20 protein-coding genes are annotated in these 22,567 nt (G+C 65.4%); 12 read left to right on the forward strand and 8 right to left on the reverse strand.

What is annotated here, in order from left to right; translation table 11 throughout:
- Nucleotides 1-102: 102 nt before the first annotated feature.
- Entirely contained in the window at nt 103-2,199 is a 2,097-nt protein-coding gene (locus ACQR1B_RS09045; RefSeq protein WP_434832257.1) for a 3-hydroxyacyl-CoA dehydrogenase NAD-binding domain-containing protein, read from the reverse strand.
- Nucleotides 2,200-2,426: 227 nt separating this feature from the next.
- Here ACQR1B_RS09045 and ACQR1B_RS09050 point away from each other — a divergent pair, with 227 nt between their 5' ends.
- From ACQR1B_RS09050 to ACQR1B_RS09090, 9 genes are all read left to right on the forward strand, one after another.
- Complete coding sequence (locus ACQR1B_RS09050; RefSeq protein WP_434832258.1) at nt 2,427-3,311, forward strand: IclR family transcriptional regulator; 885 nt, start codon at nt 2,427-2,429, stop codon at nt 3,309-3,311.
- Between the two features lie 66 nt (nt 3,312-3,377).
- A complete protein-coding gene (locus ACQR1B_RS09055; protein ID WP_434832259.1) occupies nt 3,378-4,175 on the forward strand; it encodes an ABC transporter ATP-binding protein in 798 nt (265 codons plus the stop codon).
- Entirely contained in the window at nt 4,172-4,885 is a 714-nt protein-coding gene (locus ACQR1B_RS09060; protein WP_434832260.1) for an ABC transporter ATP-binding protein, read from the forward strand. The genes ACQR1B_RS09055 and ACQR1B_RS09060 overlap by 4 nt, the downstream gene beginning before the upstream one ends.
- Before the next feature lie 13 nt (nt 4,886-4,898).
- Nucleotides 4,899-5,777: a branched-chain amino acid ABC transporter permease gene (locus ACQR1B_RS09065; protein WP_434832261.1), complete on the forward strand. Its 879-nt coding sequence runs from the start codon at nt 4,899-4,901 to the stop codon at nt 5,775-5,777.
- Between the two features lie 2 nt (nt 5,778-5,779).
- The gene (locus ACQR1B_RS09070) at nt 5,780-6,796 is read left to right on the forward strand and encodes a branched-chain amino acid ABC transporter permease (protein ID WP_434832262.1); all 1,017 of its coding nucleotides are present in this window, start codon (nt 5,780-5,782) and stop codon (nt 6,794-6,796) included.
- Between the two features lie 12 nt (nt 6,797-6,808).
- Nucleotides 6,809-8,032 carry an ABC transporter substrate-binding protein gene (locus ACQR1B_RS09075; RefSeq protein WP_434832263.1) on the forward strand — a complete coding sequence of 408 codons (1,224 nt, stop codon included), beginning with the start codon at nt 6,809-6,811 and terminating at the stop codon, nt 8,030-8,032.
- A 338-nt stretch (nt 8,033-8,370) separates the two neighbouring features.
- Nucleotides 8,371-9,594 carry an ABC transporter substrate-binding protein gene (locus tag ACQR1B_RS09080; protein WP_434832264.1) on the forward strand — a complete coding sequence of 408 codons (1,224 nt, stop codon included), beginning with the start codon at nt 8,371-8,373 and terminating at the stop codon, nt 9,592-9,594.
- 252 nt (nt 9,595-9,846) lie between these two features.
- Complete coding sequence (locus ACQR1B_RS09085; protein WP_434832265.1) at nt 9,847-11,070, forward strand: ABC transporter substrate-binding protein; 1,224 nt, start codon at nt 9,847-9,849, stop codon at nt 11,068-11,070.
- A gap of 28 nt (nt 11,071-11,098) precedes the next feature.
- Nucleotides 11,099-12,379 carry a glycerate kinase type-2 family protein gene (locus ACQR1B_RS09090; protein ID WP_434832266.1) on the forward strand — a complete coding sequence of 427 codons (1,281 nt, stop codon included), beginning with the start codon at nt 11,099-11,101 and terminating at the stop codon, nt 12,377-12,379.
- An 11-nt stretch (nt 12,380-12,390) separates the two neighbouring features.
- Here ACQR1B_RS09090 and ACQR1B_RS09095 read toward each other — a convergent pair whose 3' ends face one another.
- Nucleotides 12,391-12,897 (reverse strand): MarR family winged helix-turn-helix transcriptional regulator, encoded by a 507-nt coding sequence (locus ACQR1B_RS09095; RefSeq protein ID WP_434832325.1) that lies wholly within the window; start codon nt 12,895-12,897, stop codon nt 12,391-12,393.
- Nucleotides 12,898-13,094: 197 nt separating this feature from the next.
- Between ACQR1B_RS09095 and ACQR1B_RS09100 the strand changes: the two genes are divergently transcribed.
- The 3 genes from ACQR1B_RS09100 to ACQR1B_RS09110 are packed head-to-tail and all read left to right on the forward strand — an operon-like array spanning nt 13,095 to nt 16,630.
- A complete protein-coding gene (locus ACQR1B_RS09100; protein ID WP_434832267.1) occupies nt 13,095-14,135 on the forward strand; it encodes a branched-chain amino acid ABC transporter permease in 1,041 nt (346 codons plus the stop codon).
- A gap of 3 nt (nt 14,136-14,138) precedes the next feature.
- Nucleotides 14,139-15,908, forward strand: a complete 1,770-nt coding sequence (locus ACQR1B_RS09105; protein WP_434832268.1) for a branched-chain amino acid ABC transporter ATP-binding protein/permease — start codon at nt 14,139-14,141, stop codon at nt 15,906-15,908.
- The gene (locus tag ACQR1B_RS09110) at nt 15,905-16,630 is read left to right on the forward strand and encodes an ABC transporter ATP-binding protein (RefSeq protein WP_434832269.1); all 726 of its coding nucleotides are present in this window, start codon (nt 15,905-15,907) and stop codon (nt 16,628-16,630) included. Before ACQR1B_RS09105 ends, ACQR1B_RS09110 begins: the two co-directional genes overlap by 4 nt.
- Nucleotides 16,631-16,659: 29 nt before the next feature.
- Here the strand turns inward: ACQR1B_RS09110 and ACQR1B_RS09115 are convergent, their stop codons facing one another.
- The 6 genes from ACQR1B_RS09115 to ACQR1B_RS09140 form a co-directional block, all read right to left on the reverse strand.
- Nucleotides 16,660-16,803, reverse strand: coding sequence for a hypothetical protein (locus ACQR1B_RS09115; protein ID WP_434832270.1), 144 nt, complete (start codon nt 16,801-16,803; stop codon nt 16,660-16,662).
- Nucleotides 16,804-16,902: 99 nt separating this feature from the next.
- Nucleotides 16,903-18,048: an ABC transporter substrate-binding protein gene (locus ACQR1B_RS09120; RefSeq protein ID WP_434832271.1), complete on the reverse strand. Its 1,146-nt coding sequence runs from the start codon at nt 18,046-18,048 to the stop codon at nt 16,903-16,905.
- Between the two features lie 212 nt (nt 18,049-18,260).
- The gene (locus tag ACQR1B_RS09125; protein WP_434832272.1) at nt 18,261-18,680 is read right to left on the reverse strand and encodes an acyl-CoA thioesterase; all 420 of its coding nucleotides are present in this window, start codon (nt 18,678-18,680) and stop codon (nt 18,261-18,263) included.
- A 217-nt stretch (nt 18,681-18,897) separates the two neighbouring features.
- Complete coding sequence (locus tag ACQR1B_RS09130; RefSeq protein ID WP_434832273.1) at nt 18,898-19,662, reverse strand: SDR family NAD(P)-dependent oxidoreductase; 765 nt, start codon at nt 19,660-19,662, stop codon at nt 18,898-18,900.
- Nucleotides 19,663-19,688: 26 nt separating this feature from the next.
- Nucleotides 19,689-21,590 carry a feruloyl-CoA synthase gene (locus tag ACQR1B_RS09135; RefSeq protein WP_434832274.1) on the reverse strand — a complete coding sequence of 634 codons (1,902 nt, stop codon included), beginning with the start codon at nt 21,588-21,590 and terminating at the stop codon, nt 19,689-19,691.
- A 1-nt stretch (nt 21,591) separates the two neighbouring features.
- The gene (locus ACQR1B_RS09140) at nt 21,592-22,395 is read right to left on the reverse strand and encodes a crotonase/enoyl-CoA hydratase family protein (protein WP_434832275.1); all 804 of its coding nucleotides are present in this window, start codon (nt 22,393-22,395) and stop codon (nt 21,592-21,594) included.
- Nucleotides 22,396-22,567 lie beyond the last annotated feature (172 nt).

Consider the following 22,567-nt stretch of genomic DNA (forward strand, 5'->3'; position numbering starts at 1 on the left):
GGGTAGCTCCAAGTGAGACTGCCTGTGTGGCCCCCCACCCCCGACCCCTCCCCGCAAGGGGGAGGGGAGCGCACCTGCGAACGAGGCGACGAGCGGGGCGCATCAACCAGCCTTGGATTCCTTGGCCAGCGAGGCGAAGGTCTTGCCTTCGTCGGCGAGCTTCTTCAGCAGCGGCGCCGGCTCCAGCGACGGATCGTTGGTCTCCTTGGCGTAGAACGCGAGCCGCTCGGCGATGTGCTTCAGGCCGACGCTGTCGGCCCAGTACATCGGGCCGCCGCGATAGATCGGCCAGCCATAACCATAGAGCCAGACGACGTCGATGTCCGACGGACGCGCGGCGATGCCTTCGGCGAGGATCTTCGCGCCCTCGTTGATCATCGGATACATCATGCGCTCGAGGATCTCCTCGTCGCTGACGGCGCGGCGCTTGAGGCCGAGCTTGGCGAGCGTCTCGTCGATCAGTCTCTCGACATCAGGATCGGGCAGCGCCGCGCGCGAGCCGGCCTCGTATTTGTAGTAGCCCTTGCCGGTCTTCTGGCCGAAGCGGCCGGCCTCGCACAGCGCGTCCGCGATCTCGCTCTTGATGCCGCGGTCCTTGCGCGAGCGCCAGCCGATGTCGAGGCCGGCGAGATCGCCCATCGCGAACGGGCCCATCGGCATGCCGAACTTGGTGACGACGGCGTCGACCTGCTGCGGCAGCGCGCCTTCGAACAGCAGCTTCTCGGCCTGCTTGCCGCGCTGCGCCAGCATGCGGTTGCCGACGAAGCCGTCGCAGACGCCGACCACGGCCGGCACCTTGGCGATCTTGCGCGCGATCGACACCGCGGTGACCAGCGCATCCGGCGCGGTCTTGTCCGCCCGCACGATCTCGCACAGCTTCATCACGTTGGCCGGCGAGAAGAAGTGCATGCCGAGCACGTCCTGCGGACGGCTGGTGTGTTTCGCGATCTCGTCGATGTTCAGATACGAGGTGTTCGAGGCGAGCACCGCGCCGGGCTTGGCGTGTTGATCGAGCTTGCTGAACACCTCCTTCTTCACCGCCATGGTCTCGAACACCGCCTCGATGACGAGATCGGCGTCCTTGACGTTCTCCAGCCCGACCTTGCCGTCGATCAGCGCCATGCGCTTGGCCGGCGCATCGGCCGGGATGCCGCCGCGCGCCGCGGTCGCCTCCCAGTTCTTCTGCATGATGCCCATGCCGCGCTTCAACTGCTCCTCGGCGGTCTCGATCAATGTGACCGGGATGCCGGCATTGGCGAACGACATCGCGATGCCGCCGCCCATGGTGCCGGCGCCGATGATGGCGACGCGCTCGACCTTGCGGCCCTTGGTGCCCTCGGGCACGCCGGCGATCTTGGCGGCCTCGCGCTCGGCGAAGAATGCGTAGCGCTGCGCCTTGGACTGGTCGCTGGTGAGCAATTTGAGAAAGCCTTCGCGCTCGCGCTTCAGGCCCTCGTCGAACGGCAGGTCGATCGCGTAGCCGACCGCATCGGCCGCCGCGAACGGCGCTTCCAATCCGCGCGACTTCTTGGTGACCGCCGCGACCGCATTGGTGAAGATCGAGCGATCGGCCTTGGCCGCCGCGAGCTTCGAGTCGTCGTCGCGCAGCTTGCGCAGCGGACGGTTCTCCGCCACCACCTTGCGCGCGAAGTCCACGCCGCCCGAAGCAGGACCCTCCACGATCTCCTCGATCAGGCCCGACTTGAGCGCCTCCGCGGCACCGATCGGATCGCCGACGACGATCATCTTGACCGCGAGTTCCGGACCGACCGCGCGCGGCAGGCGCTGCGTTCCACCCGCGCCCGGCAACAGGCCGAGCTTGACCTCGGGCAGGCCGAGCTTCGCGTCCTTGGTGGCGACACGATAATGACAGGCCAGCGCCACTTCGAGGCCGCCGCCGAGCGCGGTGCCGTGAATGGCCGCGATCACAGGCTTGGGGCTGTTCTCGATCGCGCTCAAGACGTCGTTGAGCGCCGGCGGCTTCGGCGGCTTGCCGAACTCGGTGATATCGGCGCCGGCGATGAAGGTGCGTCCGCCGCAGGTCAGAACGATCGCCTTGATCTCGGGATCGGCGATCGCCGCCTTGACGTTGTCCAGGATACCGCCGCGAACTGCGGCACTCAGCGCATTGACGGGCGGACTGTCGATGGTGACGATGCCGATGATGTCATGACGATCAAGCTTTGCCACTTCGCTCACGCTAAGCTCCTTGGGATGTCGTTTCTTGAGATGTCGTTTCTTGGCAGCCGGTTAACGCCCCGGCCAATTCTTGGCTCTTCATTTGCGCAGAGTATCAGCCTTGCTTGCGTCTACCCGCTGCGGAACATCAATTCCGCAGTGCGAAATCTAATTCCACATCTTGACAGCAAGGGTTATTTTGAAGCACGAGCGTTGTCAACGAGGCTCATCAATCAACAGCCGATGACATGAAACGCCCAGGGAAGAAAGCCGCGACCGATCGCAATTTCGTCGTCGCGCTGGCGCGCGGCCTCGATGTGCTCAGGGCCTTCCGGCCCAATGACGGCCTGCTGGGCAACCAGGAAATCGCCGCGCGCACCAATCTGCCCAAGCCCACCGTGTCGCGGCTGACCTATACGCTGACCAAGCTCGGCTATCTCACCCCGGTTCCCCGCTTCGAGAAGTATCAGTTGGCGCCGTCCGCGCTGCTGCTCGGCTACGCTGCACTCGCCAATCTCGGCGTGCGCCAGCTGTCCGAGCCGTTCCGCGAACAATTGATGCGCGAGACCGGCGGCGCGGTCGCGATCGGCGGCCGTGATCGCCTCAGCATGATCTACATCGGCCAGAGCCGTCACGGCGTCGTCAACGTTCAGCTCGACGTCGGATCGCGAATTCCGATCGCCACCACGGCAATGGGGCGAGCCTATATCTGGGCGCTGCCCGAAGACGAACGTGCGGTTCTCATGCGCGAGCTGCGCGAGCACTACGGCAGCCGCTGGCCCAAGATCCGCGACGGCATCGAGCGCGCCGGCGAGACCGTCGCCAAAACCGGCTTCACGATCTCGGCCGGCGAATGGCAGGACGACGTTCACGCCGTCGGCGTCGCACTGAGACTCAATGATGGAACGGGGCCCTACGCGATCAATTGTGGCGCGCCTGCATTCCGCTTCACGGAAGAGCGCCTGCGCACCGACATTGGACCTCGTCTCGTCGCGATGGTAAGAAACATCGAAGCGGCCTTGGGGGGACTTGCGCCGCAAACTAATCAAACAAGCACCCCATCCAACAAAGAACTCAATAAGAAGCCGAAGCCAGGAGGAAGACTTGCCCGTGTTGCCGAGGGTATCAGATAGCCTGCATCGCCGCGGTCGGCTGGCGCCGCGCCCTTTCCTCAGCATGTTCGGGAGGGGCGAGACGAGATGACGCAGGCACAACTCGCCCAGACCAGCGAGCCGCTGCTCGCGGTGCGCGACGTCAGCGTCGTGTTCGGCGGCATCGTGGCGCTGAACGGCGTATCCTTCGACATGCGCCAGGGCCAGATCCTCGGCCTGATCGGTCCCAACGGCGCCGGCAAGACCACGCTGTTCAATTGCCTCAGCCGGCTCTATCAGCCGAGCGCCGGCGACATCCTGCTGGAGGGCCGCAGCATCCTGAAGCGGCCGCCGCACCGCATCGCCGAGATCGGCATCGGCCGCACCTTCCAGAACGTCGCGCTGTTTCCCAATCTCTCCGTGCTCGACAACGTCCGCATCGGCACCCACGCGCGAACCTCGAGCGACATCATCTCGGATTCGCTGCGGCTCGCCTGGGTCCGCCGCAGCGAAAACTCGGTCAACACCAAGGTCCACGAGATCCTCGCTTATCTCAATCTCGAAGACGTCGCGCACAAGACCGTGTCCGGTCTGCCGTTCGGCACCCAGAAGCGCGTCGAGCTGGCGCGCGCGCTCGCGGCCGATCCCAAGATCCTGCTGCTCGACGAGCCCGCAGGCGGCCTCAATCACGAGGAAGTCCACGTGCTCGGCGACCTGATCCGCCGCATCCGCGACGACCGTCATGTCACCGTGCTGCTGGTCGAGCATCACATGGGGCTGGTGATGTCGATCGCCGACCACGTCGTGGCGCTGAATTTCGGCCGCAAGCTCGCCGAGGGCACGCCCGCCCAGGTGCAGGCCGATCCAGATGTCATCAAGGCCTATCTCGGGAGCAAGGATCAATGACGGCGCTCCTGAACGTCAAGGACCTGCGCGCCTATTACGGCCAGGTCCAGGCCCTGCACGGCCTGTCCTTCTCGCTCAACGAGGGCTCGCTGACGACCCTGCTCGGCGCCAACGGCGCCGGCAAGACCACGACCTTGCGCGCGATCTGCAACATGGTGCGCTCGACCGGGGCGATCGAGTTCGAGGGCAAGGCGCTCAACAACAAATCGACCGAGAACATCGTCCGCTTCGGCATCGCCCACGTGCCGCAGGGCCGCGGCACCTTCACCAACATGACGGTGGAGGAGAACCTGCAGCTCGGTGCCATCACCCGCAGCGACAAGCCGGGCATCGTCGCCGATATCGAGCGGATGTACTCCTACTTCCCGAAGCTCAAGGAGCGCCACACCCAGCAGGCCGGCACGTTGTCCGGCGGCGAGCAGCAGATGCTGGCGGTGGCGCGCGCGCTGATGCTGCGCCCCAGGCTGATGCTGCTGGACGAGCCGTCGTTCGGCCTCGCACCGCTGATCGTCCGGGACCTCTTCGGAATCCTCGGCAAGATCAATCGCGAGGAGAAGGTTTCGATCCTCGTCGTCGAGCAGAACGCGCAGCTCGCGCTGGAGCTCGCCGACCGAGCCTATGTGATCGAGACCGGCCGCATCGTGATGTCCGGCGCGGCCAAGGACATCGCGAACGACGAGAACGTCCGCAAATCCTATCTGGGCTACTGACGGAGACGGGACAATGGAGCTCTTCACCAACCAGGTCCTGGCCGGAATTGCGACCGGCGCGATCTACGCCTGCATGGCGCTCGCCGTCGTCATGATCTACCAGGCCATCGACCATCTCAATTTCGCGCAAGGCGAGATGGCGATGTTCTCGACCTTCATCTCCTGGCAGCTGATGCAATGGGGCCTGCCCTACTGGGTCGCCTTCGTGGTGACGCTGGCCTTCTCCTTTGCCGGCGGCATCGCGATCGAGCGGGTGCTGTTCAAGCCGCTGACGAAGGCGCCGATCCTGACCCAGGTCGCCGGCTTCATCGCGCTGTACTCGATCATCAACTCCTTTGCCGGACTGACCTGGGACTTCACCATCAAGCAGTATCCGACGCCGTTCGGATCGTCGCCGTTCCTGGGCAGCCAGCTGATCTCGACGCACCAGGCCGGCATGATCGGCATCACCGTTCTGCTGCTGGTCGGCCTGTACTTCTTCTTCCAGTACACGCGGGTCGGCCTTGCGATGCGTGCGGCGGCGGCGGTGCCGGAATCGGCGCGGCTGGTCGGCATCAACACGTCCTGGATGATCGCGCTCGGCTGGGGCATGGCGGCGGCGATCGGCTCGATCGCCGGCATGCTGATCGCACCGGTGGTGTTCCTCGAGCCCAACATGATGGGCGGCGTGCTGATCTACGGCTTTGCGGCGGCCGTGCTCGGCGGCCTCACCAGCCCGTTCGGCGCCGTGCTCGGCGGCTTCATGGTCGGCGTGTTCGAGAACCTCGCCGGAACCTACATCCCGCATGTCGGCAACGAGATGAAGCTGCCGATCGCGCTGGCGCTGATCATCTCCGTCCTGGTCATCAAGCCCGCCGGCCTGTTCGGCCGCAACATCGTGAAGCGAGTCTGATCATGAGCGCTGTCGAGGAAATTGCGTCCCAGGCGCCCGCGGTCCAGGCCGTTCCGAAGCGGGCGATGACCTTGAGCTCCGGCACGACCTTCGTGGTCGTGCTGCTGCTGCTGGTGGTGCCGCTGTTCGTGAAGAACTTCATCATCTTCCAGATGACGATGCTGCTGATCTACGGCCTCGCCGTGCTGGCGCTGAACATCCTGACCGGCGGATCCGGCCAGTTCTCGCTCGGCAACAGCGCGTTCTACGCCATCGGCGCCTACACGTCGGCAATCCTGATGGAGCAGTATAACGTCAACTACGCACTGACCCTGCCGGTCGCGGGCGTCATCTGCTTCGGCGCCGGCTTCCTGTTCGGCCAGCCCGCGCTGCGGCTCTCGGGCGTCTACCTCGCGCTGGCGACCTTCGCGCTTGCCACCGCCATGCCGCAGATCCTCAAGCTCGGCTTCTTCGAGCACTGGACCGGCGGCGTGCAGGGCCTGGTCGTGACCAAGCCGGATGCGCCGTTCGGCCTGCCGATGTCCCAGGACATGTGGCTGTACTACTTCACCCTGGCGATCACGATCGCGATCTACGTGTTCTCGGTGAACCTGCTGCGCTCGCGCTCCGGCCGGGCGTTCATGGCGATCCGCGACAACGAGATCGCGGCCTCGGCGATGGGCATCGACGTCGCCACCTACAAGACGCTGGCGTTCGGTGTCAGCGCCGGCATCACCGGCGTCGCCGGCGGGTTGGGGGCCATCGCCGTGCAGTTCGTGGCGCCCGACAGCTACACGATCGTGCTCGCGATCTCGCTGTTCCTCGGCATGGTGGTCGGCGGCGTCGGCTGGCTGCCCGGCTCGTTCGTCGGCGCCGCCTTCATCATCTTCGTTCCGAACATCGCCGAAGGCATTTCCAAGGGCTTGTCCGGTGCCGTGTTCGGCGTGCTGCTGTTCCTGGTCATCTTCCTCGTGCCGCATGGCGCGCGGCAGGTGGCGATGGTGGCGCAGCAATTGCTCGGCAAACTCAGAAAAAACTAGGGAGGAACTCTCTTGCAGGTCGTTCGACAACTCCGGATCGCCGCGCTCGCGACGGCGGTGATCGCCGTCACTTCGGGCGCAGCCCTTGCCCAGAAGAAATACGACACCGGCGCGTCCGATACCGAGATCAAGATCGGCAACATCATGCCCTACAGCGGACCGGCGTCCGCCTATGGCGTGATCGGCAAGACCGAGGAGGCCTATTTCAAGAAGGTCAACGCCGAGGGCGGCATCAACGGGCGCAAGATCAATTTCGTCACCTATGACGACGCCTATTCGCCGCCGAAGGCGGTCGAGCAGGTGCGCAAGCTGGTCGAGAGTGACGAAGTTCTGTTCGTGTTCAATCCGCTCGGCACACCGTCGAACTCGGCAATCCAGAAATATCTCAACGGCAAGAAGATCCCGCAGCTGTTCGTCGCCACCGGCGCCACCAAGTGGAACGACCCCACGAACTTCCCATGGACCATGGGCTGGCAGCCGAGCTACCAGAGCGAGGGCCGCATCTACGCCAAGTACCTGCTCAAGGACAGGCCGGGTGCCAAGATCGGCGTGCTGTTCCAGAACGACGATTTCGGCAAGGACTATCTAAAGGGCCTCAAGGACGGACTCGGCGACAAGGCCGCGTCGATGATCGTCATGGAGGAGAGCTACGAGACCTCCGAGCCCTCGATCGACGGCCACATCGTCAAGTTAAAAGCCTCGGGCGCCGATACGTTCTTCAGCGTCACGACACCGAAATTCGCGGCGCAGGCGATCAAGAAGCTCGCCGAGATCGACTGGCACCCGCTGCATCTCGTGGTCAACGTGTCGGCCTCGGTCGGCAGCGTCATCAAGCCCGCGGGCTTCGAGAACGCGCAAGGCATCCTGTCGGCCGCCTACGCCAAGGACGCCGCGGACGCGCAGTGGGACAGCGATCCCGGGATGAAGAAGCTCACCGAGTTTCTCGCGCAGTACTATCCGGACGCCAACAGGCTCGACAGCTCGGTCGTGTATGGCTACGGCGCAGCGCAGACGCTGGTGAAAGTGCTGCAGATGTGCGGCGACGACCTGACCCGCGCCAACGTGATGAAACAGGCCGCAAGCCTGAAGGACTTCACGCCCGACACGCTGCTGCCAGGCGTCAAGATCAACACCTCCGCGACCGATTTCGCTCCCATCGAGCAACTCCAGATGCAGCGCTTCAAGGGCGAGAAGTGGGAGCTGTTCGGAGAGGCGATCAGCGGCGCCGTCGAGTAATCGCGCATCGCCATAGAAGCGGTGCCGATCTTCAACTGGCCCTCCGTGCTGACAGCACGGGGGCCTTTTCATCGACAGCAGAGGTCTGCTCCGAACGGTTGGCAAACACCGCCCCGCTCATCTCTGGCTGTTCTTGCAGAGCACGCACGCGCTGAGATTGCGCCAATCTCTCGCAGTTGCACATGACACCAGACCGCCGGCGTCATCCGCGAAAACACGGGCCGTGCCGTGATGTCGCAAGCGCCCCGTGCCAGCTTTGCTATAGTTCTGGCTCCAACGAGAGCTTCCAACAAGGAAGCCATGACACGTCATCCAGAACAACACGGGAGACACGCACAATGATGATCACGCGAAGAGCAGCCCTTGCGTCCGCCGCCGCCATCGTCCTCGCCTCGACAAGCGCAATCGCCGCCGACAAGAAATACGACACCGGCGCCTCCGACACCGAGATCAAGATCGGCAACATCATGCCCTATAGCGGGCCGGCCTCGGCCTACGGCATCATTGGCAAGACGGAAGCCGCCTACTTCAAGAAGATCAATGCCGAGGGCGGAATCAACGGCCGCAAGATCAACTTCGTCTCCTATGACGACGCCTATTCGCCACCGAAGGCCGTCGAACAGGCGCGCAAGCTGGTCGAGAGCGACGAGGTGCTGCTGATCTTCAACTCGCTCGGCACGCCGTCGAACACGGCAATTCAGAAATACATGAACTCCAAGAAGGTGCCGCAACTGTTCGTCGCGACTGGCGCCACCAAATGGAACGATCCGTCGAACTTCGCCTGGACCATGGGCTGGCAGCCGAGCTACCAGGCCGAGTCGCGCATCTACGCCAAATATCTCTTGAAGGAGAAGCCGGATGCCAGGATCGCGGTGCTGTACCAGAACGACGATTACGGCAAAGACTATCTCAAGGGTCTGAAGGACGGGCTCGGTGCGAAGGCGGCGAGCATGATCGTCATCGAGGAGAGCTACGAGACGACGGAGCCGACGATCGACAGCCATATCGTCAAGCTGAAGTCGACGGGCGCCGACGTGTTCATGAACATCACGACGCCGAAATTCGCCGCCCAGGCGATCAAGAAGGCCAAGGAGATCGACTGGAAGGCGCTGCATCTCCTCAACAACGTCTCCGCCTCCGTCGGCAGCGTGCTGCGGCCCGCAGGCTTCGAGAACTCGCAGGATATCATCTCGGCCGCCTATCTGAAGGACGTCTCCGACCCGCAATGGAAGGACGATGCCGGAATGAAGCAGTTCCTCGACTTCATGGCGAAGGACTTTCCAGAAGGCGACAAGCTCGACGGCGGTGCCGTCGTCGGCTACGGCGTGGCGCAGACGCTGGTGCAGGTGCTGAAACAGTGCGGCGACGATCTCACCCGCGAGAACGTCATGAAGCAGGCGGCGTCCTTGCGCAACTTCCGCACCGAGATGCTATTGCCAGGCATCACGATCAACACCTCGGCGACCGACTTCGCCCCGGTGAGCCAGCTGCAGCTGATGCGCTTCAAGGGCGAGAAGTGGGAACTGTTCGGCGATGTGATCTCGGCCGACGTCGGCGGCTGACGCCTCGACACGACTCAATGCAACATCCTGCGGCGTCAAGCCGCAGGAGCCTGCGGCTTCGCGCAGCTCGATCGTCTTTGCCAAGTCTTTCTTAAGCTAGGAGTTCGAAGGACGGCGGTCATGCGTCTGCTGCAGTTACCTGATGCGTGCGGCTGCGCTATGGGGACTCGTTCGGAGTGAAACGAGTCGCCCGCCACGGGCGGATCCAACAACAAGGCCAATCCCGAAGGCCGAGGAAGGAATGCCACCGCAATGACCACCCCCCTCACCCGCCGCACGGTCTCCAGCCTGCTTGGCCTCGCCCTGGCCGGCGCTGCCGCCGGCGGTGCGTACGCCGACAAGACATACGACACCGGCGCCAGCGACACCGAGATCAGGATCGGCAACATCGTGCCCTATAGCGGCCCGGCCTCGGCCTATGGCTCGGTCGGCAAGGCGATGACCGCCGTGTTCAAGATGGTCAACGACGACGGCGGCATCAACGGCCGCAAGATCAACTTCATCTCCTATGACGACGCCTATTCGCCGCCGAAGACCGTCGAGCAGGCGCGCAAGCTGATCGAGAGCGACGAGGTGCTGTTCCTGTTCGGCGTGCTCGGCACCGCGCCCAACACGGCGATCCAGAAATATCTCAACGCCAAGAAGGTGCCGCAACTGTTCGTGGCGACCGGCGCCACCAAGTGGAACGAGCCGAAGGCCTTTCCCTGGACCATGGGCTGGCTGCCGAGCTACCAGTCCGAGGCACGCATCTACGCCAAATATCTCACGGCACAGCAGCCGGCCGGCAAGATCGCGGTGCTCTATCAGAACGACGACATGGGCAAGGACTATCTGAAGGGCCTCAAGGACGGGCTCGGTGACGGGTCGCGCCTGGTGCTGGAGGAGAGCTACGAAATCGCCGAACCCACGGTCGAATCGCACATCGTCAAGATGAAGTCGGCCAATCCCGACATCGTCGTGCTGTTCACGACCCCGAAGTCCGGGGCCCAGGCGATCAAGAAGCTCGGCGAGATGAACTGGAAGCCGCTGACCATCATCTCGAACGTCAGCGCCTCGACGGCGGCGGTGATGCGGCCGGCCGGAATCGAGAACGCGCAAGGCGTGATCTCGGCCGCCTACGCCAAGGATGCCTCCGATCCGCAATGGGCCAATGACCCCGGTCTCGGCGCGTTCAGGGAGCTGCTCGCCAAATATCTGCCGGAGATCAACCCCGTGGATTCGTCGGCGCTGACCGGCTACAACATCGCCACCACGATGGTCGAGGTGCTGAAGCGATGCGGCGACGAACTGACCCGCGCCAATGTCATGAAGCAGGCCGCGAGCCTGAAGCAGTTCGCGCAGGGCGGGCTCTTGCCCGGCATCACGCTGACCACAGGACCCGACGATTTCCAGCCGATCGAGCAGTTGCAGTTGATGCAGTTCAAGGGCGAGCGCTGGCAATTGTTCGGCGATGTGATGAGCGGCGAGCTGAAATAGCCGCGGCCCGGCAGATGGATGGCGCCGCATGAGCAGCCGCCGTCCGCTGTTGCGCGCGATCTTCGACGCCGCGGTCGCCGCGGCACATCCCGACATGGTGCTGCCGGCGCATCTGCCGGCTGCACCTGCGGGGCGGATCATCTGCCTCGCTGCCGGCAAGGGCGCCGCGGCGATGGCGGTGTCGGCCGAGCGCCACTACCTCGACACGCTGGGCGTCGATCGGGCGAAGCTGATCGGCATCGCAACCACCCGCCATGGCCATGGCGTGCCGACCCGGCGGGTCAAGGTGATCGAAGCCGGCCACCCGATGCCGGACGAGGCCGGGCTTAAGGCGGCGGATGAAACGCTGCAGCTCGCAGCGACCGCTGAGACCGACGACCTGATGCTGGTGCTGCTGTCCGGTGGCGGATCCGCCAACTGGATCGCGCCAGTCGATGGCGTCAGTTTCGCGCAGAAGCAGCAACTCACGCGCGCGCTGCTGCGCTCGGGCGCGCCGATCGGCGAGATCAACACGGTCCGGAAGCATCTGTCGCGCATCAAGGGCGGGCGGCTGGCGCGGGCCGGTCGCAACGCCGAAATCGTGACGTTGGCGATTTCCGACGTGCCGCATGACGACCCGTCCGCCATTGCGTCCGGGCCGACCGTGCCGGACCCGACCACGCTGGCCGACGCCCGCGCCATCGTTGCCAAATACAGGCCGGACGTCGACCCGGCGATCGCCCGTGCGCTCGAGGCTGCCGCCAATGAGAGCTGCAAGCCGGGCGACGCGGCGTTCGCCCGCGCTTCGTTCGAGCTGATCGCGCGCCCTGCCAGCTCCCTCGATGCCGCTGTCGCCTGCGCCAAGGCGGCGGGCTACGACGTGGTCGATCTCGGCGCCGATGTCGAGGGCGAGGCGCGCGAGATCGCCGCCGATCATGCCACGCTGGCGCGCGAGGCCCGCGCGCTCGGCCGCCGCATGGCGATCATCTCCGGCGGCGAGCTCACGGTGACCGTGCGCGGCCAGGGCCGCGGCGGGCCGAACCAGGAATATGCGCTGGCGCTCGCCGACCTCCTGAAGGACATGGAGGGCGTCGCGGCGCTCGCGGGCGACACCGACGGCGCCGACGGCGGCGGCGGCAGCGCCTCCGACCCGGCCGGCGCGCTGGTCGATGCCGAGGTCATCGCGGCGATGCGCAGCCAGAGGCTCGATCCGCAGGCCTATCTCGCCAACAACGACGCGACTGCGTTCTTCGCCGCAACCGGCGGCCTGTTGCAGACCGGACCGACGCTGACCAACGTCAACGACGTCAGGGTCATCCTGGTCGATTGAGGCCGCGCCGTTCAGAACTCCTCCGCGATCTTGGTCAGCATCGAAAGCAGCGCATCCCGCCCGGCCGGACCGAGCAGTTCGTTCAGCCGCGCCTCGTGCTTCGACACCACGAGCTTCTTGGCGCGGGCGAGCACGCCCCTGCCCTTTTCGGTCAGCATCAGGATGTGCGAGCGTCGGTCATTGGCCGAGCGGACCCGGGTGCAGAGGTCGCGGCTCTCCAGGCTGTCCAGCAGCGACACGAAGTTCGGGCGGAGGATGCCCAGCGTGTTGGCGATCTCGGTCTGGTTTCGGCCGGGATTGGCGTCGAGCAGCAGCAGCACCGAGAACTGCGCCGGGGTCAGCTGCAGCGGCGCGACGCAGCGCAGGAAGTCTTCGAACACCTTTAACTGCGCCCGTTTCAGCACATAGCCGAGCAGATCGGAGAGCTCGCCGAGCCGGACCGCTTGCGTCTCGTCGACGGCTACGGCAGCTTCCCTGCGGCCTTCCTTCCTGCTGACGGGCTTGGCGCTATCGGCCATCATGGTCCGCCAAAGTCATCACACCTGCTTCCATCCCTGGTCTCGCATGCCGCAGCCGGAACGGCGGCCTTGAGATTATAATCGATAATTGTTATCCACCATATCAAACACGGGCAGCCGAATTCAACTGCTCCGACCAGCGGATGGCGCGCGGGCGCTGCCCGCCTGCGGTCGCCACAGAGGGGGAGCGTCCGGTCTTGAACACCACGATCCTGCTGTTCCTGCTGCAGGACGGCATTACCAACGGCGCGATCTACGCGCTGCTCGGGCTTGCGCTCGTGCTGGTCTTTGCCGTCACCCGGGTCATCCTGATCCCGCAGGGCGAATTCGTCACCTACGGCGCCCTCACCTATGCCTCGCTCGCCGCCGGCCGCATGCCGGGCACGGCCAAGCTCGCCGTCGTGATGGGCCTCGTGCCCCTTGCCTTCGATCTCTACGCGATGCGCAAGACGCTGCATGCGCCGAAGATCGCACGCACCTTCGGCCTCAACGTCGCCGTCCCCGTGGTCATTCTGCTGGCCAGCCTGTGGGCCGCCGACCAGCGCATGCCGGCCGGTGTCAGCCTGGTGCTGTCGCTGCTGATCGTCGCCAGCATCGGCCTGTCGCTCTACCGCATCGTATTCCAGCCGCTCGCCCACACCTCGGTGCTGGTGCTGCTGATCGCCTCGGTCGGCACCCACCTCGCGCTGCAGGGCCTTGGCCTGTTGTTCTTCGGCGCCGAGGGCCAGCGCGGCCCGACGCTCTTGACCGCCAGCGCGACGCTGGGCTCGCTGCGCTTCACCGGCCAGGGCATGGCTGTCTACGGCATCACCATCGCCTTCATCGTCGGCCTCTGGCTGTTCTTCGGCCTGACCCTGTATGGCAAGGCGCTGCGCGCCACCGCCGTCAACCGGCTCGGCGCCCGTCTGGTCGGCATCCGCACCACGCTGTCGGGCCAGATCGCCTTCCTCCTGGCGTCCACGATCGGCGCGCTCTCCGGCATCCTCATCGTCCCGATCACGACGCTCTATTACGACACCGGCTTCCTGATCGGCCTGAAGGGCTTCATCGCCGCGATCATCGGCGGCCTGATCAGCTATCCCTTGACGGCGGTTGCCGCCCTGATCGTCGGCCTCGTCGAGGCGTTCTCGTCTTTCTATGCTTCGAACTTCAAGGAAGTGATCGTCTTCACGCTGCTGATTCCGGTTCTGCTGCTGCGTTCGCTCGCCGCGCCCGCGGTCGAAGAAGAGAAGGATTGATCCGTGCGCGAGCGTTGGCCTCTCATCGTCTTTGCCGTCATCGTTGCGGCTGTCCCGTTCATCCCGGGCATGCCGCCGTTCTGGATCGTGCTGCTCGACAATATCGGACTGTCCGCGCTGGTCGCGATGGGCCTGGTGCTCCTGACCGGCGTCGGTGGCCTCACCTCGTTCGGCCAGGCCGCCTTCGTCGGCTTCGGCGCCTATACGACGGCGGTACTGTCCGCCAATTACGGCATCTCGCCCTGGCTGACCCTGCCGCTGTCGCTGCTGGTGTCCGGCCTCGCGGCCGTGCTGCTCGGCCTCGTCACCGTCAGGCTGTCCGGCCACTATCTGCCGCTCGGCACGCTCGCCTGGGGTCTTGGCCTCTATTATCTCTTCAGCAAGCTGGCGTTCCTCGGCCGCAATGACGGCATCTCCGGCATCCCGCCGCTGTCGATCGGCAGCCTCAGGATGCTCGATCCCGGCACGATCTATTTCGCAATCTGGGCCGCCGTGCTGATCTCGGCATTGCTGACGATGAACCTGCTGGACAGCCGCACCGGCCGCGCCATCCGCGCACTGCGGCGCGGTCATATCGCAGCCGAAGCTTTCGGCGTCTACGCGCCGCGCGCCAAGCTGCTGGTGTTCATCTACGCAGCCGTGCTGGCGGGCCTGTCCGGGTGGCTCTACGCGCACTTCGCCCGCGCCGTGAACCCGACGCCGTTCGGCGCCCAGGCCGGCATCGAATATCTGTTCGTGGCCGTCGTCGGCGGCGCGGGCTACGTCTGGGGCGGCGTGCTCGGTGCGGCGATCGTCGTGATCCTGAAGGAGGTGCTGCAGAGCTACCTCCCGCTGCTGCTGCATGGCGAGGGCCAGCTCGAGACCATCGTGTTCGGCATCCTCCTGGTCACGCTGCTGCAGCTCGCGCCGACCGGCCTGTGGCCGTGGCTGACGTCGCGGCTGCCGTTCAAGCCCGTTGCCAAGACGCCGGACACCACGATCAAACTGGCGGCTCGCGAGCGGGCCGCATCCGCCCCCAGCGTGCTGCTGCAGGTCGACAATGCGCGCAAGCAGTTCGGCGGCGTGGTCGCGGTCAACAACGTCTCGTTCGACGTCCAGGCCCGCGAGATCGTCGCGCTGATCGGGCCCAACGGCGCCGGCAAGAGCACGACCTTCAATCTCATTACCGGCGTGCTGCCGCCGACCTCCGGCAACATCGCGGTGCTCGGCAAGGCGGTCGGCAACGCTCCGCCGCAGGACGTCGTCAAGCTCGGCATTTCCCGCACCTTCCAGCACGTCAAGCTGGTGCCTGATATGACCGTGCTGGAGAACGTCGCAATCGGCGCGCATCTGCGCGGCCATTCCGGGGCGCTGTCCAGCATGTTCCGGCTCGACCGCGGCGACGAAGCAAAACTGCTCGCCGAGGCTGCGCGGCAGATCGAACGCGTCGGACTTGGCGACCAGATGCACCAGCTCGCTGGTTCTCTTTCTCTGGGACAGCAGCGCATCGTCGAGATTGCGCGTGCGCTGTGCGTCGATCCGATGCTGCTGCTGCTCGACGAGCCCGCCGCCGGCCTGCGCCACATGGAGAAACAGCGCCTCGGCGCCTTGTTGCGCGAGCTGCGCGCCGGCGGCATGTCGGTGCTGCTGGTCGAACACGACATGGGTTTTGTCATGGATCTCGCCGACCGCATCGTGGTGCTCGATTTCGGCACCAAGATCGCCGAGGGCACCCCAGCCGCGATCAAGACCAATCCCGAGGTGATCAAGGCGTATCTCGGAGCCGCCGCATGAGCACCTTGCTGGAAGTCACCGACGCCCACGTCGCCTACGGCAAGGTCGAGGCGGTCCGTTCGGTCTCGCTCACGGTGGCCGAGAACGAGATCGTCACCATCATCGGCGCCAACGGCGCCGGCAAGACCACCTTGCTCAGCGCCATCATGGGCGTGCTGCCCCTGAAGGGCCGGGTCTCCTTCCTGGGCGACGACATGGCCCGGCTGGAGATCGAGGACCGCGTCGCCCGCGGCCTCTGCCTGGTGCCGGAGCATCGCGAGCTGTTCGCCACGATGAACGTCGAGGACAATCTGCAGCTCGGCGCTTTCAGAATGTCGAAGGCGCATGCTTCCAGAGGCTTCGAGCACGTCTACACGCTGTTCCCGAAGCTCAAGGAACGGCGCAAGCAGCTCGCCGGCACTTTGTCGGGCGGCGAGCAGCAGATGCTGGCGATGGGCCGTGCGCTGATGGGCGCGCCGAAGATGCTGATGCTGGACGAGCCGAGCCTCGGGCTCGCGCCGATCATCGTCGCCGGCATCTTCGAGATCGTCGCCAAGCTGCGCCAGGAAGGCGTCTCGGTGCTGCTGGTCGAGCAGAACGCCAAGGCGGCGCTGCAGGTCGCCGACCGCGCCTATGTCATGGAGCTCGGCGAGTTCGTGCTCAACGGCAAGGCCAGCGAGATCGCCACTGACCAGCGCGTCGCCGCGAGCTATCTCGGCTTCGCCGAGGCGGCGGCGAGCTGAGCCTGACATCTCGATGGGACGGCGCCGTCTCAGCATGGCGCCTCCCGCGATAGCCCGACGTCGACCATCTCGCGCTTCAGCACCCGGGACCCGCCGGTCGCCGTCAGGCGGCCACGCGCACGCGCGGCGGCGATGAGGATGCGGAGCCGGCTGGCTCCGTTGGCGGGGATCATGGCGGGGCTCCCGGCAAAACAATCAAAATTGGGGTCTCGATAGCCGAAAGGCCGGCTCACTGAGCCGGCCTTTGCTGATCTTGATATGGTCCGCGAAGCTCATTGCGCCGGGACGTATTTGCCGTCCTTCACGGTCAGGATGATGCGGGCGCGGTCGTCGAGGCCGGAGCGGTCCTTTTCGGTGAAGTTGTAGACGCCCTGCGAGGCCGCCAGATCCTTCTCGGTCAGCAGCGCCTGACGGATGGCCTCGCGGAACTCAGGCGTACCGGGCTTGGCGGTCTTCAGCGCCACCGGAATCACGCGCTTGAGGATCTCGAAGGCATCGAACGAATGGCCGGCGAACTGGCTGCGGCTGTTCGGGCCATACTTGCCCTCATAGGCCTTGTTCAGCTCCATGCCCGGCGCCTTGGTCAAGGCGTCATCGGCCTGCGTCTCCGGCGACATCACCGGGCCCGAGGCCATGATCACGCCCTCCGCCGCCTTCCCGGCGATGCGGATGAAGTCCATGCTGGCTGCACCGTGGGTCTGATAGATCAGGCCGGTATAGCCGCGCTCGCGCAGCTCGGTCTGCGGCAGGGCGGCAGCGGTGCCGGAGGCGCCGACCAGGACCGCGTCGGGATTGGCGGCGACCAGCTTGAGCACCTGGCCGGTGACGGAGGTGTCGGGACGGGCGAAGCGCTCCTCGTCGGCGATGGTGATGCCCATCGGCACGCCCTGGTTCTTCAGGTCGTTGAACCAGAGGTCGCCGTAGGAATCGGAATAGCCGATGTAGCCGACGGTCTTGATGTTGTGCGCCTTCATGTGCTCGTAGAGCACCTTGCCCATGATCGGCACGGGCTGCGGCATCACCACCGACCACTTGGTCCGCTCCGGTGTGACCGGAAACGGCGCCAGGCCGAAATGCGGGATGCCGGCTTCATTGGCGACGTTGGACACCGCGATGGTCGGCGGGGTCAGCGCCGAGCCCATGATGATGTCGGCCTTGGATTCGGTGACGAAACGGCGCGCGTTGGTGGTTGCCGTGGTCGGATCGCCGCCGTCATCGAGCACGATCACCTTGAGCGGCACGCCGCCGATCTCCTTCGGCACGAATTCGAGCGCATTGCGCTCGGGAATGCCGAGCGCGGCGCCCGGGCCGGTCGTCGTGGTGGTGATACCGATGGTGATCTCGCTGGTCTGCGCCAACGCCGGTGCGGACACCAGCATCGCAATGACGCCAGCCGCCGCCAGATAGGCCTTCTTCATTCTGTCCTCCCTCTCGCTCTTTTCGGCTCAGTTCGTGATCCGCCGATCCTGTTTGCCGTCTTGCGCACCCCCCGCGGGGCGCGCCTTCTTCGCCGACATGTGTCCAAAGTTGTACCGGCATTGAACACGAGAACAATACCTCTCACCAGTCGACCAAAGCACGACGGCTGAACATCCTTAAGACGGTCGCATGTCGCACCCATTGCCGCACCTCATTCCCCTAGAAACTTGGCTCGCATCTCCGCAGGGAACGGCGCCGATTTCAGTTTGTCGGGATCGGACGGGTCGCGCCCGACCAGCACCCTCGTCTCGAATCCCTCGAGCGCCAGGGCCCCGCCCTTGAACACCTTGTGGGTGACGTCGAAGGACGAGCGCTTGATGCTCTCGATCCGGCTTTCGATCGTGATCCAGTCGCCATAGGTCGAGGGGATGTAGAACTTGGCGCGGGTGTCGACCATGGGAATGCCGACCAGTCCGTAGCGGCGGACGATGTCCTGCTTGGAGAAGCCCGCCGCCTCGAACATCACCGAGGTCGCATCGTCGAACATCGCGAAGTAGCGCGGATAGTAGACGATGTTGGCGGGATCGCAGTCGCCCCACTGGATCTGCACGTCGCGGCGGTTGACGAACATGTTTTTGGCCTCGCTTACACCGCGACGTCGGTGCGCTCCCTCTCCCCGTCCTTGCGGGGAGAGGGCTGGGGTGAGGGGCAGCCACACGCACCGACCGTGCGGAGAGCCCCCCTCACCCGGATTGCATCTGGCGATGCAATCCGGCCTCTCCCCGCACGCGGGGAGAGGCTGGGAGCGTGCTCGTGGCCGGCGACCGAACTCATTCGAACGTTCAAACCTACTTCGGCGCCATGCGCAGCGAGCCGTCGAGGCGGACGACCTCGCCGTTGAGATAGGGGTTCTCGACCATGTGCAGCGCGAGCGCCGCAAACTCGTCGGCGTGGCCGAGGCGGCGCGGGAAGGGAATCGCGGCGGCGAGCGAGTCCTGGGCCTCCTGCGGCAGATTGGCGAGCAGCGGCGTCAGGAACAGGCCGGGCGCGATGGTCAGCACGCGGATGCCGAACTGCGCCAGCTCACGCGCGATCGGCAGCGTCATGCCGACGATGCCGCCCTTCGACGCCGAATAGGCGGATTGCCCGATCTGGCCGTCATAGGCGGCGACGGAGGCGGTGTTGATGACGACGCCGCGTTCGCCGGTCGCCTGCGGCTCCAGCTTGGTCATGCCGTTGGTGACCAGACGGAGCATGTTGAACGAGCCGATCAGGTTGACCTTGATGACCTTCTCGAAATCGGCGAGCGCCATCGGGCCGTCGCGGCCGACGACGCGCTTGGCGACGCCGATGCCGGCGCAGTTCACCAGCACCCGCGGCTGCTGGCCGAGCGCCTCGACCGCCTTGGCGACGGCAGCTTCGGCGCCGGCCGCGTCGGAGACGTCGCAGACAACAGGCACGCCCCTGATCTCGGCGGCCACCTCTTCGGCCAGCTTGGCATTGAGGTCGAACACCGCGACCTTGGCGCCCTGGGCAGCGAGCTTGCGGGCGGTGGCGGCGCCGAGGCCGGAGGCTCCGCCGGTGACGATGGCGGCCTGATCCTTCAACAACATGGTCGTCTCTCCCTTGAATGCACCGATCAGCCGGCGACGATGATGTCGTCGTCCGGCGTCGCGGCGTAGATGCGCTCGATCAGGTCCTTGCGGTTCTCCAGCACGGCGCGCTGGTTGATCGAGCCCTTGTCGGTGACCTCGCCCTTGTAGATGGACAGCGGCACTCCCAGCAGCACGGCGCGGGTGATCCGGGTCGACGAGCCGGTCGCGGTGCCGAGAAATTTCGCAAACCGCGTGCGGAAGGCGTCGCGGATCAGCGGATCGGCGGCGGTGACGGCGAGGTCGTCGAACGGCAGGGTGGCGTTGATCAGGCGGCAGCCGTCGAGATCGAGCACGACGATGGCGGCGATCTCGTCGCGGTTGATGCCGGCGATGATCACGTCGCGCGCCAGCGGCGCGCACGCCGCCACGAAGCGAGCCCTGAGCGGGCCGACGGAGACCCAGGTGCCGCTCGCCAGCTTGAAGTCCTCGGCGACGCGGCCGTCGAAATCGAAGCCGGCGTTGAAGTCGGCGGGATCGACGGGCTTCAGCGCATCGCCCATCTTGTAGTAGCCCTCGTCGTCGAATGCCGCGGCCGAGACCTCCGGCAGCCGCCAATAGCCCGGCGTGACGTTCGGCCCCTTGGCGCGGACCTCGAGCTTGCCGTTGTTCGGCACGAGCTTGGCCTCGTTGCCCGGCACCGGCAAACCCACGTGGCCGGAGCGGCTGGTGCGCGGATTGACCGACATGAAGAACGGCGCGGTCTCGGTCGAGCCGAGGCCAGTCAGCATCGGAACGCGATATCCGGTCTCGGACACCGAGAGCTCGTCGAGCTCGTTCCAGACATGCGGCGCGAGCGCGGCGCCGGAGAAGAACATCGCGTGCAGCCGGCGGAAAAAGGTCTTCCGCAGGTTCGGGTCCTCGCGGAAATACGGCAGCAGCGACTCGTAGCCCTTGGGGACGTTGAAATAGACCGTCGGCGAGATCTCGCGCAGATTGCGCACGGTCTCCTCGATGCCGCCGGGCACCGGCTTGCCCTGGTCGAGATACATCGAGCCGCCGTTGAACAAGGTCAGGCCGATATTGTGGTTGCCGCCAAAGGTGTGATTCCACGGCAGCCAGTCCACGATGACAGGCGGCTCGTCCTTCAGGAAGGCGAGCGTCTCGCGGATCATCACCTGGTTGGCGCAGATCATGCGCTGGGTGTTGATGACGGCCTTGGGATTGCCGGTCGAGCCCGAGGTCAGCAGGAATTTCGCGATCGTGTCCGGGCCGATCTTGTCATGGATGGCATCGAGGCCGGCAAACAGCGGCGAGGCGATCAGCTCGGACAGCATCGTGATCTTGCGGCCCGGCACCTCGCCGAACGACGCCACGATCTCGGTGCCCTCGGGCACGTTGGCGATCAGCGCATCGGCGAACTTGTCCGCGTCGTCGACGAAGACGAGTCCGGGCGTCAGCAGCTTCATCAGATAGGCGAGCTTGCCGTAGTCGCGCGACACCAGCGAATAGGCTGGCGACACCGGACAGAACGGCACGCCGGCATAGAGCGAGCCGAACGCGACGAGCGCATGATCGATCGAATTGCCGGACAGGATCATCACCGGACGGTCCGGCGACAGGCCGCGGGCGAGCAAGCCCGAGGCAATGTGCCGGCTCGCCGCCAGCAAGGTGCCGTAGCTCAGCTCGCGCCAGCCCTCGGGCCCGACGCGTTCGGCCATGAACACGCGCTCGGGTGCTGTTTTGGCAAAATGATGCAGCCGGTCGGTGATCCGCAGCGGGAAATCGCCCAGCGGCTGGGTCGGCCGGAGGTAGATGGTGCCGTCGTCGCGGCGCTCGACGTTGACGACGGGATCGTTGAACGAGATGGCGCGCAACGGATGAACACTGGCGCTCCGCGCCGTGTTGTCCGTTCCTCCCTGTGTGATTTTTGTTGTTTGCGCGGTCATGTCACGTCGGCTTCACTTTGGCTGTCTTGTGATCGAGGAAGGCGCGGATGCGGCCCTTGGCCTCCTTGTCGCTCTGCGCGACGGTGGCCATCAGCGATTCCATCAGCAGGCCGGTCTGCGGATTGGCTTCCGCGATCATCGGCAGCGCCTGCAGCACGGCAAAGTTGGTCAGCGGCGCGTTGCCCGCGATCTTGGCCGCCAGCTCCATCGCCTTGGTCATCGCGGCGCCGGCCTCGACCAGATATTGCGCGAAGCCGTAGGACGAGCCTTCGGTCGCCGAGTAGACGCGGCCGGTCAGCATCATGTCCATCATGCGGGCGACGCCGATCAGGCGCGGCAGCCGCACCGAGCCGCCGCCGCCGACGAAGATGCCGCGCTGGCCCTCGGGCAGCGCGAAATAGGCCGAGGGTTCGGCGACGCGGATGTGCGCGGCGCAGGCGAGCTCGAGGCCGCCGCCGATGACGGCGCCCTTCAGCGCGGCGATGACAGGCACGCGGCAATATTGGATGCGGTCGAACACGCGGTGCCACATCTGCGAATGCACCAGGCCTTCGGTGGCATCGCGCTCGCGCAGTTCGGAGAGATCGAGGCCCGAGGAGAAATTGTCGCCGAGGCCGTGGATCACCACACAACGGACGTCCTCTGGCAGGCTGGTGAAGCACTCGCCGATCGCGAGGATGATACCGTCATTCAGCGCATTGCGCTTGGCGGGACGGTTGAGCCCGATCGTCAGCACGGCGCCCTGCTGTTCGATCTGCAGCAGAGACGGATCGGCCGCTGGCGTGGCGGTGTCGGCGTTTCCCATCGCTTGATTGTGTCCTGTTAGAATAGTTATGTTTTATAACGATCTCGGCAGGAGTCAACACGCGGGCCGGGAGAACGTGTTGTGCAATGCGAAATGAACGGCGCCAGGATGAAGGACGAGATGAAGGACGAGACGAACTACGCGACGTCTCCGGCGCGCCGCATCGTAAGGC

It is taken from the genome of Bradyrhizobium oligotrophicum (genome assembly GCF_051168495.1).
GTDB lineage: Bacteria > Pseudomonadota > Alphaproteobacteria > Rhizobiales > Xanthobacteraceae > Bradyrhizobium > Bradyrhizobium oligotrophicum_A.

Coding starts and splice junctions, on each gene's coding strand:
- ACQR1B_RS09140 (WP_434832275.1), bottom strand. CDS start 22,395: ATGGGAAACGCCGACACCGCCACGCCAGCGGCCGATCCGTCTCTGCTG.
- ACQR1B_RS09135 (WP_434832274.1), bottom strand. CDS start 21,590: ATGACCGCGCAAACAACAAAAATCACACAGGGAGGAACGGACAACACG.
- ACQR1B_RS09055 (WP_434832259.1), top strand. CDS start 3,378: ATGACGCAGGCACAACTCGCCCAGACCAGCGAGCCGCTGCTCGCGGTG.
- ACQR1B_RS09095 (WP_434832325.1), bottom strand. CDS start 12,897: ATGGCCGATAGCGCCAAGCCCGTCAGCAGGAAGGAAGGCCGCAGGGAA.
- ACQR1B_RS09110 (WP_434832269.1), top strand. CDS start 15,905: ATGAGCACCTTGCTGGAAGTCACCGACGCCCACGTCGCCTACGGCAAG.
- ACQR1B_RS09070 (WP_434832262.1), top strand. CDS start 5,780: ATGAGCGCTGTCGAGGAAATTGCGTCCCAGGCGCCCGCGGTCCAGGCC.
- ACQR1B_RS09090 (WP_434832266.1), top strand. CDS start 11,099: ATGAGCAGCCGCCGTCCGCTGTTGCGCGCGATCTTCGACGCCGCGGTC.
- ACQR1B_RS09120 (WP_434832271.1), bottom strand. CDS start 18,048: ATGAAGAAGGCCTATCTGGCGGCGGCTGGCGTCATTGCGATGCTGGTG.
- ACQR1B_RS09065 (WP_434832261.1), top strand. CDS start 4,899: ATGGAGCTCTTCACCAACCAGGTCCTGGCCGGAATTGCGACCGGCGCG.
- ACQR1B_RS09125 (WP_434832272.1), bottom strand. CDS start 18,680: ATGTTCGTCAACCGCCGCGACGTGCAGATCCAGTGGGGCGACTGCGAT.
- ACQR1B_RS09085 (WP_434832265.1), top strand. CDS start 9,847: ATGACCACCCCCCTCACCCGCCGCACGGTCTCCAGCCTGCTTGGCCTC.
- ACQR1B_RS09130 (WP_434832273.1), bottom strand. CDS start 19,662: ATGTTGTTGAAGGATCAGGCCGCCATCGTCACCGGCGGAGCCTCCGGC.
- ACQR1B_RS09080 (WP_434832264.1), top strand. CDS start 8,371: ATGATGATCACGCGAAGAGCAGCCCTTGCGTCCGCCGCCGCCATCGTC.
- ACQR1B_RS09115 (WP_434832270.1), bottom strand. CDS start 16,803: ATGATCCCCGCCAACGGAGCCAGCCGGCTCCGCATCCTCATCGCCGCC.
- ACQR1B_RS09060 (WP_434832260.1), top strand. CDS start 4,172: ATGACGGCGCTCCTGAACGTCAAGGACCTGCGCGCCTATTACGGCCAG.
- ACQR1B_RS09050 (WP_434832258.1), top strand. CDS start 2,427: ATGAAACGCCCAGGGAAGAAAGCCGCGACCGATCGCAATTTCGTCGTC.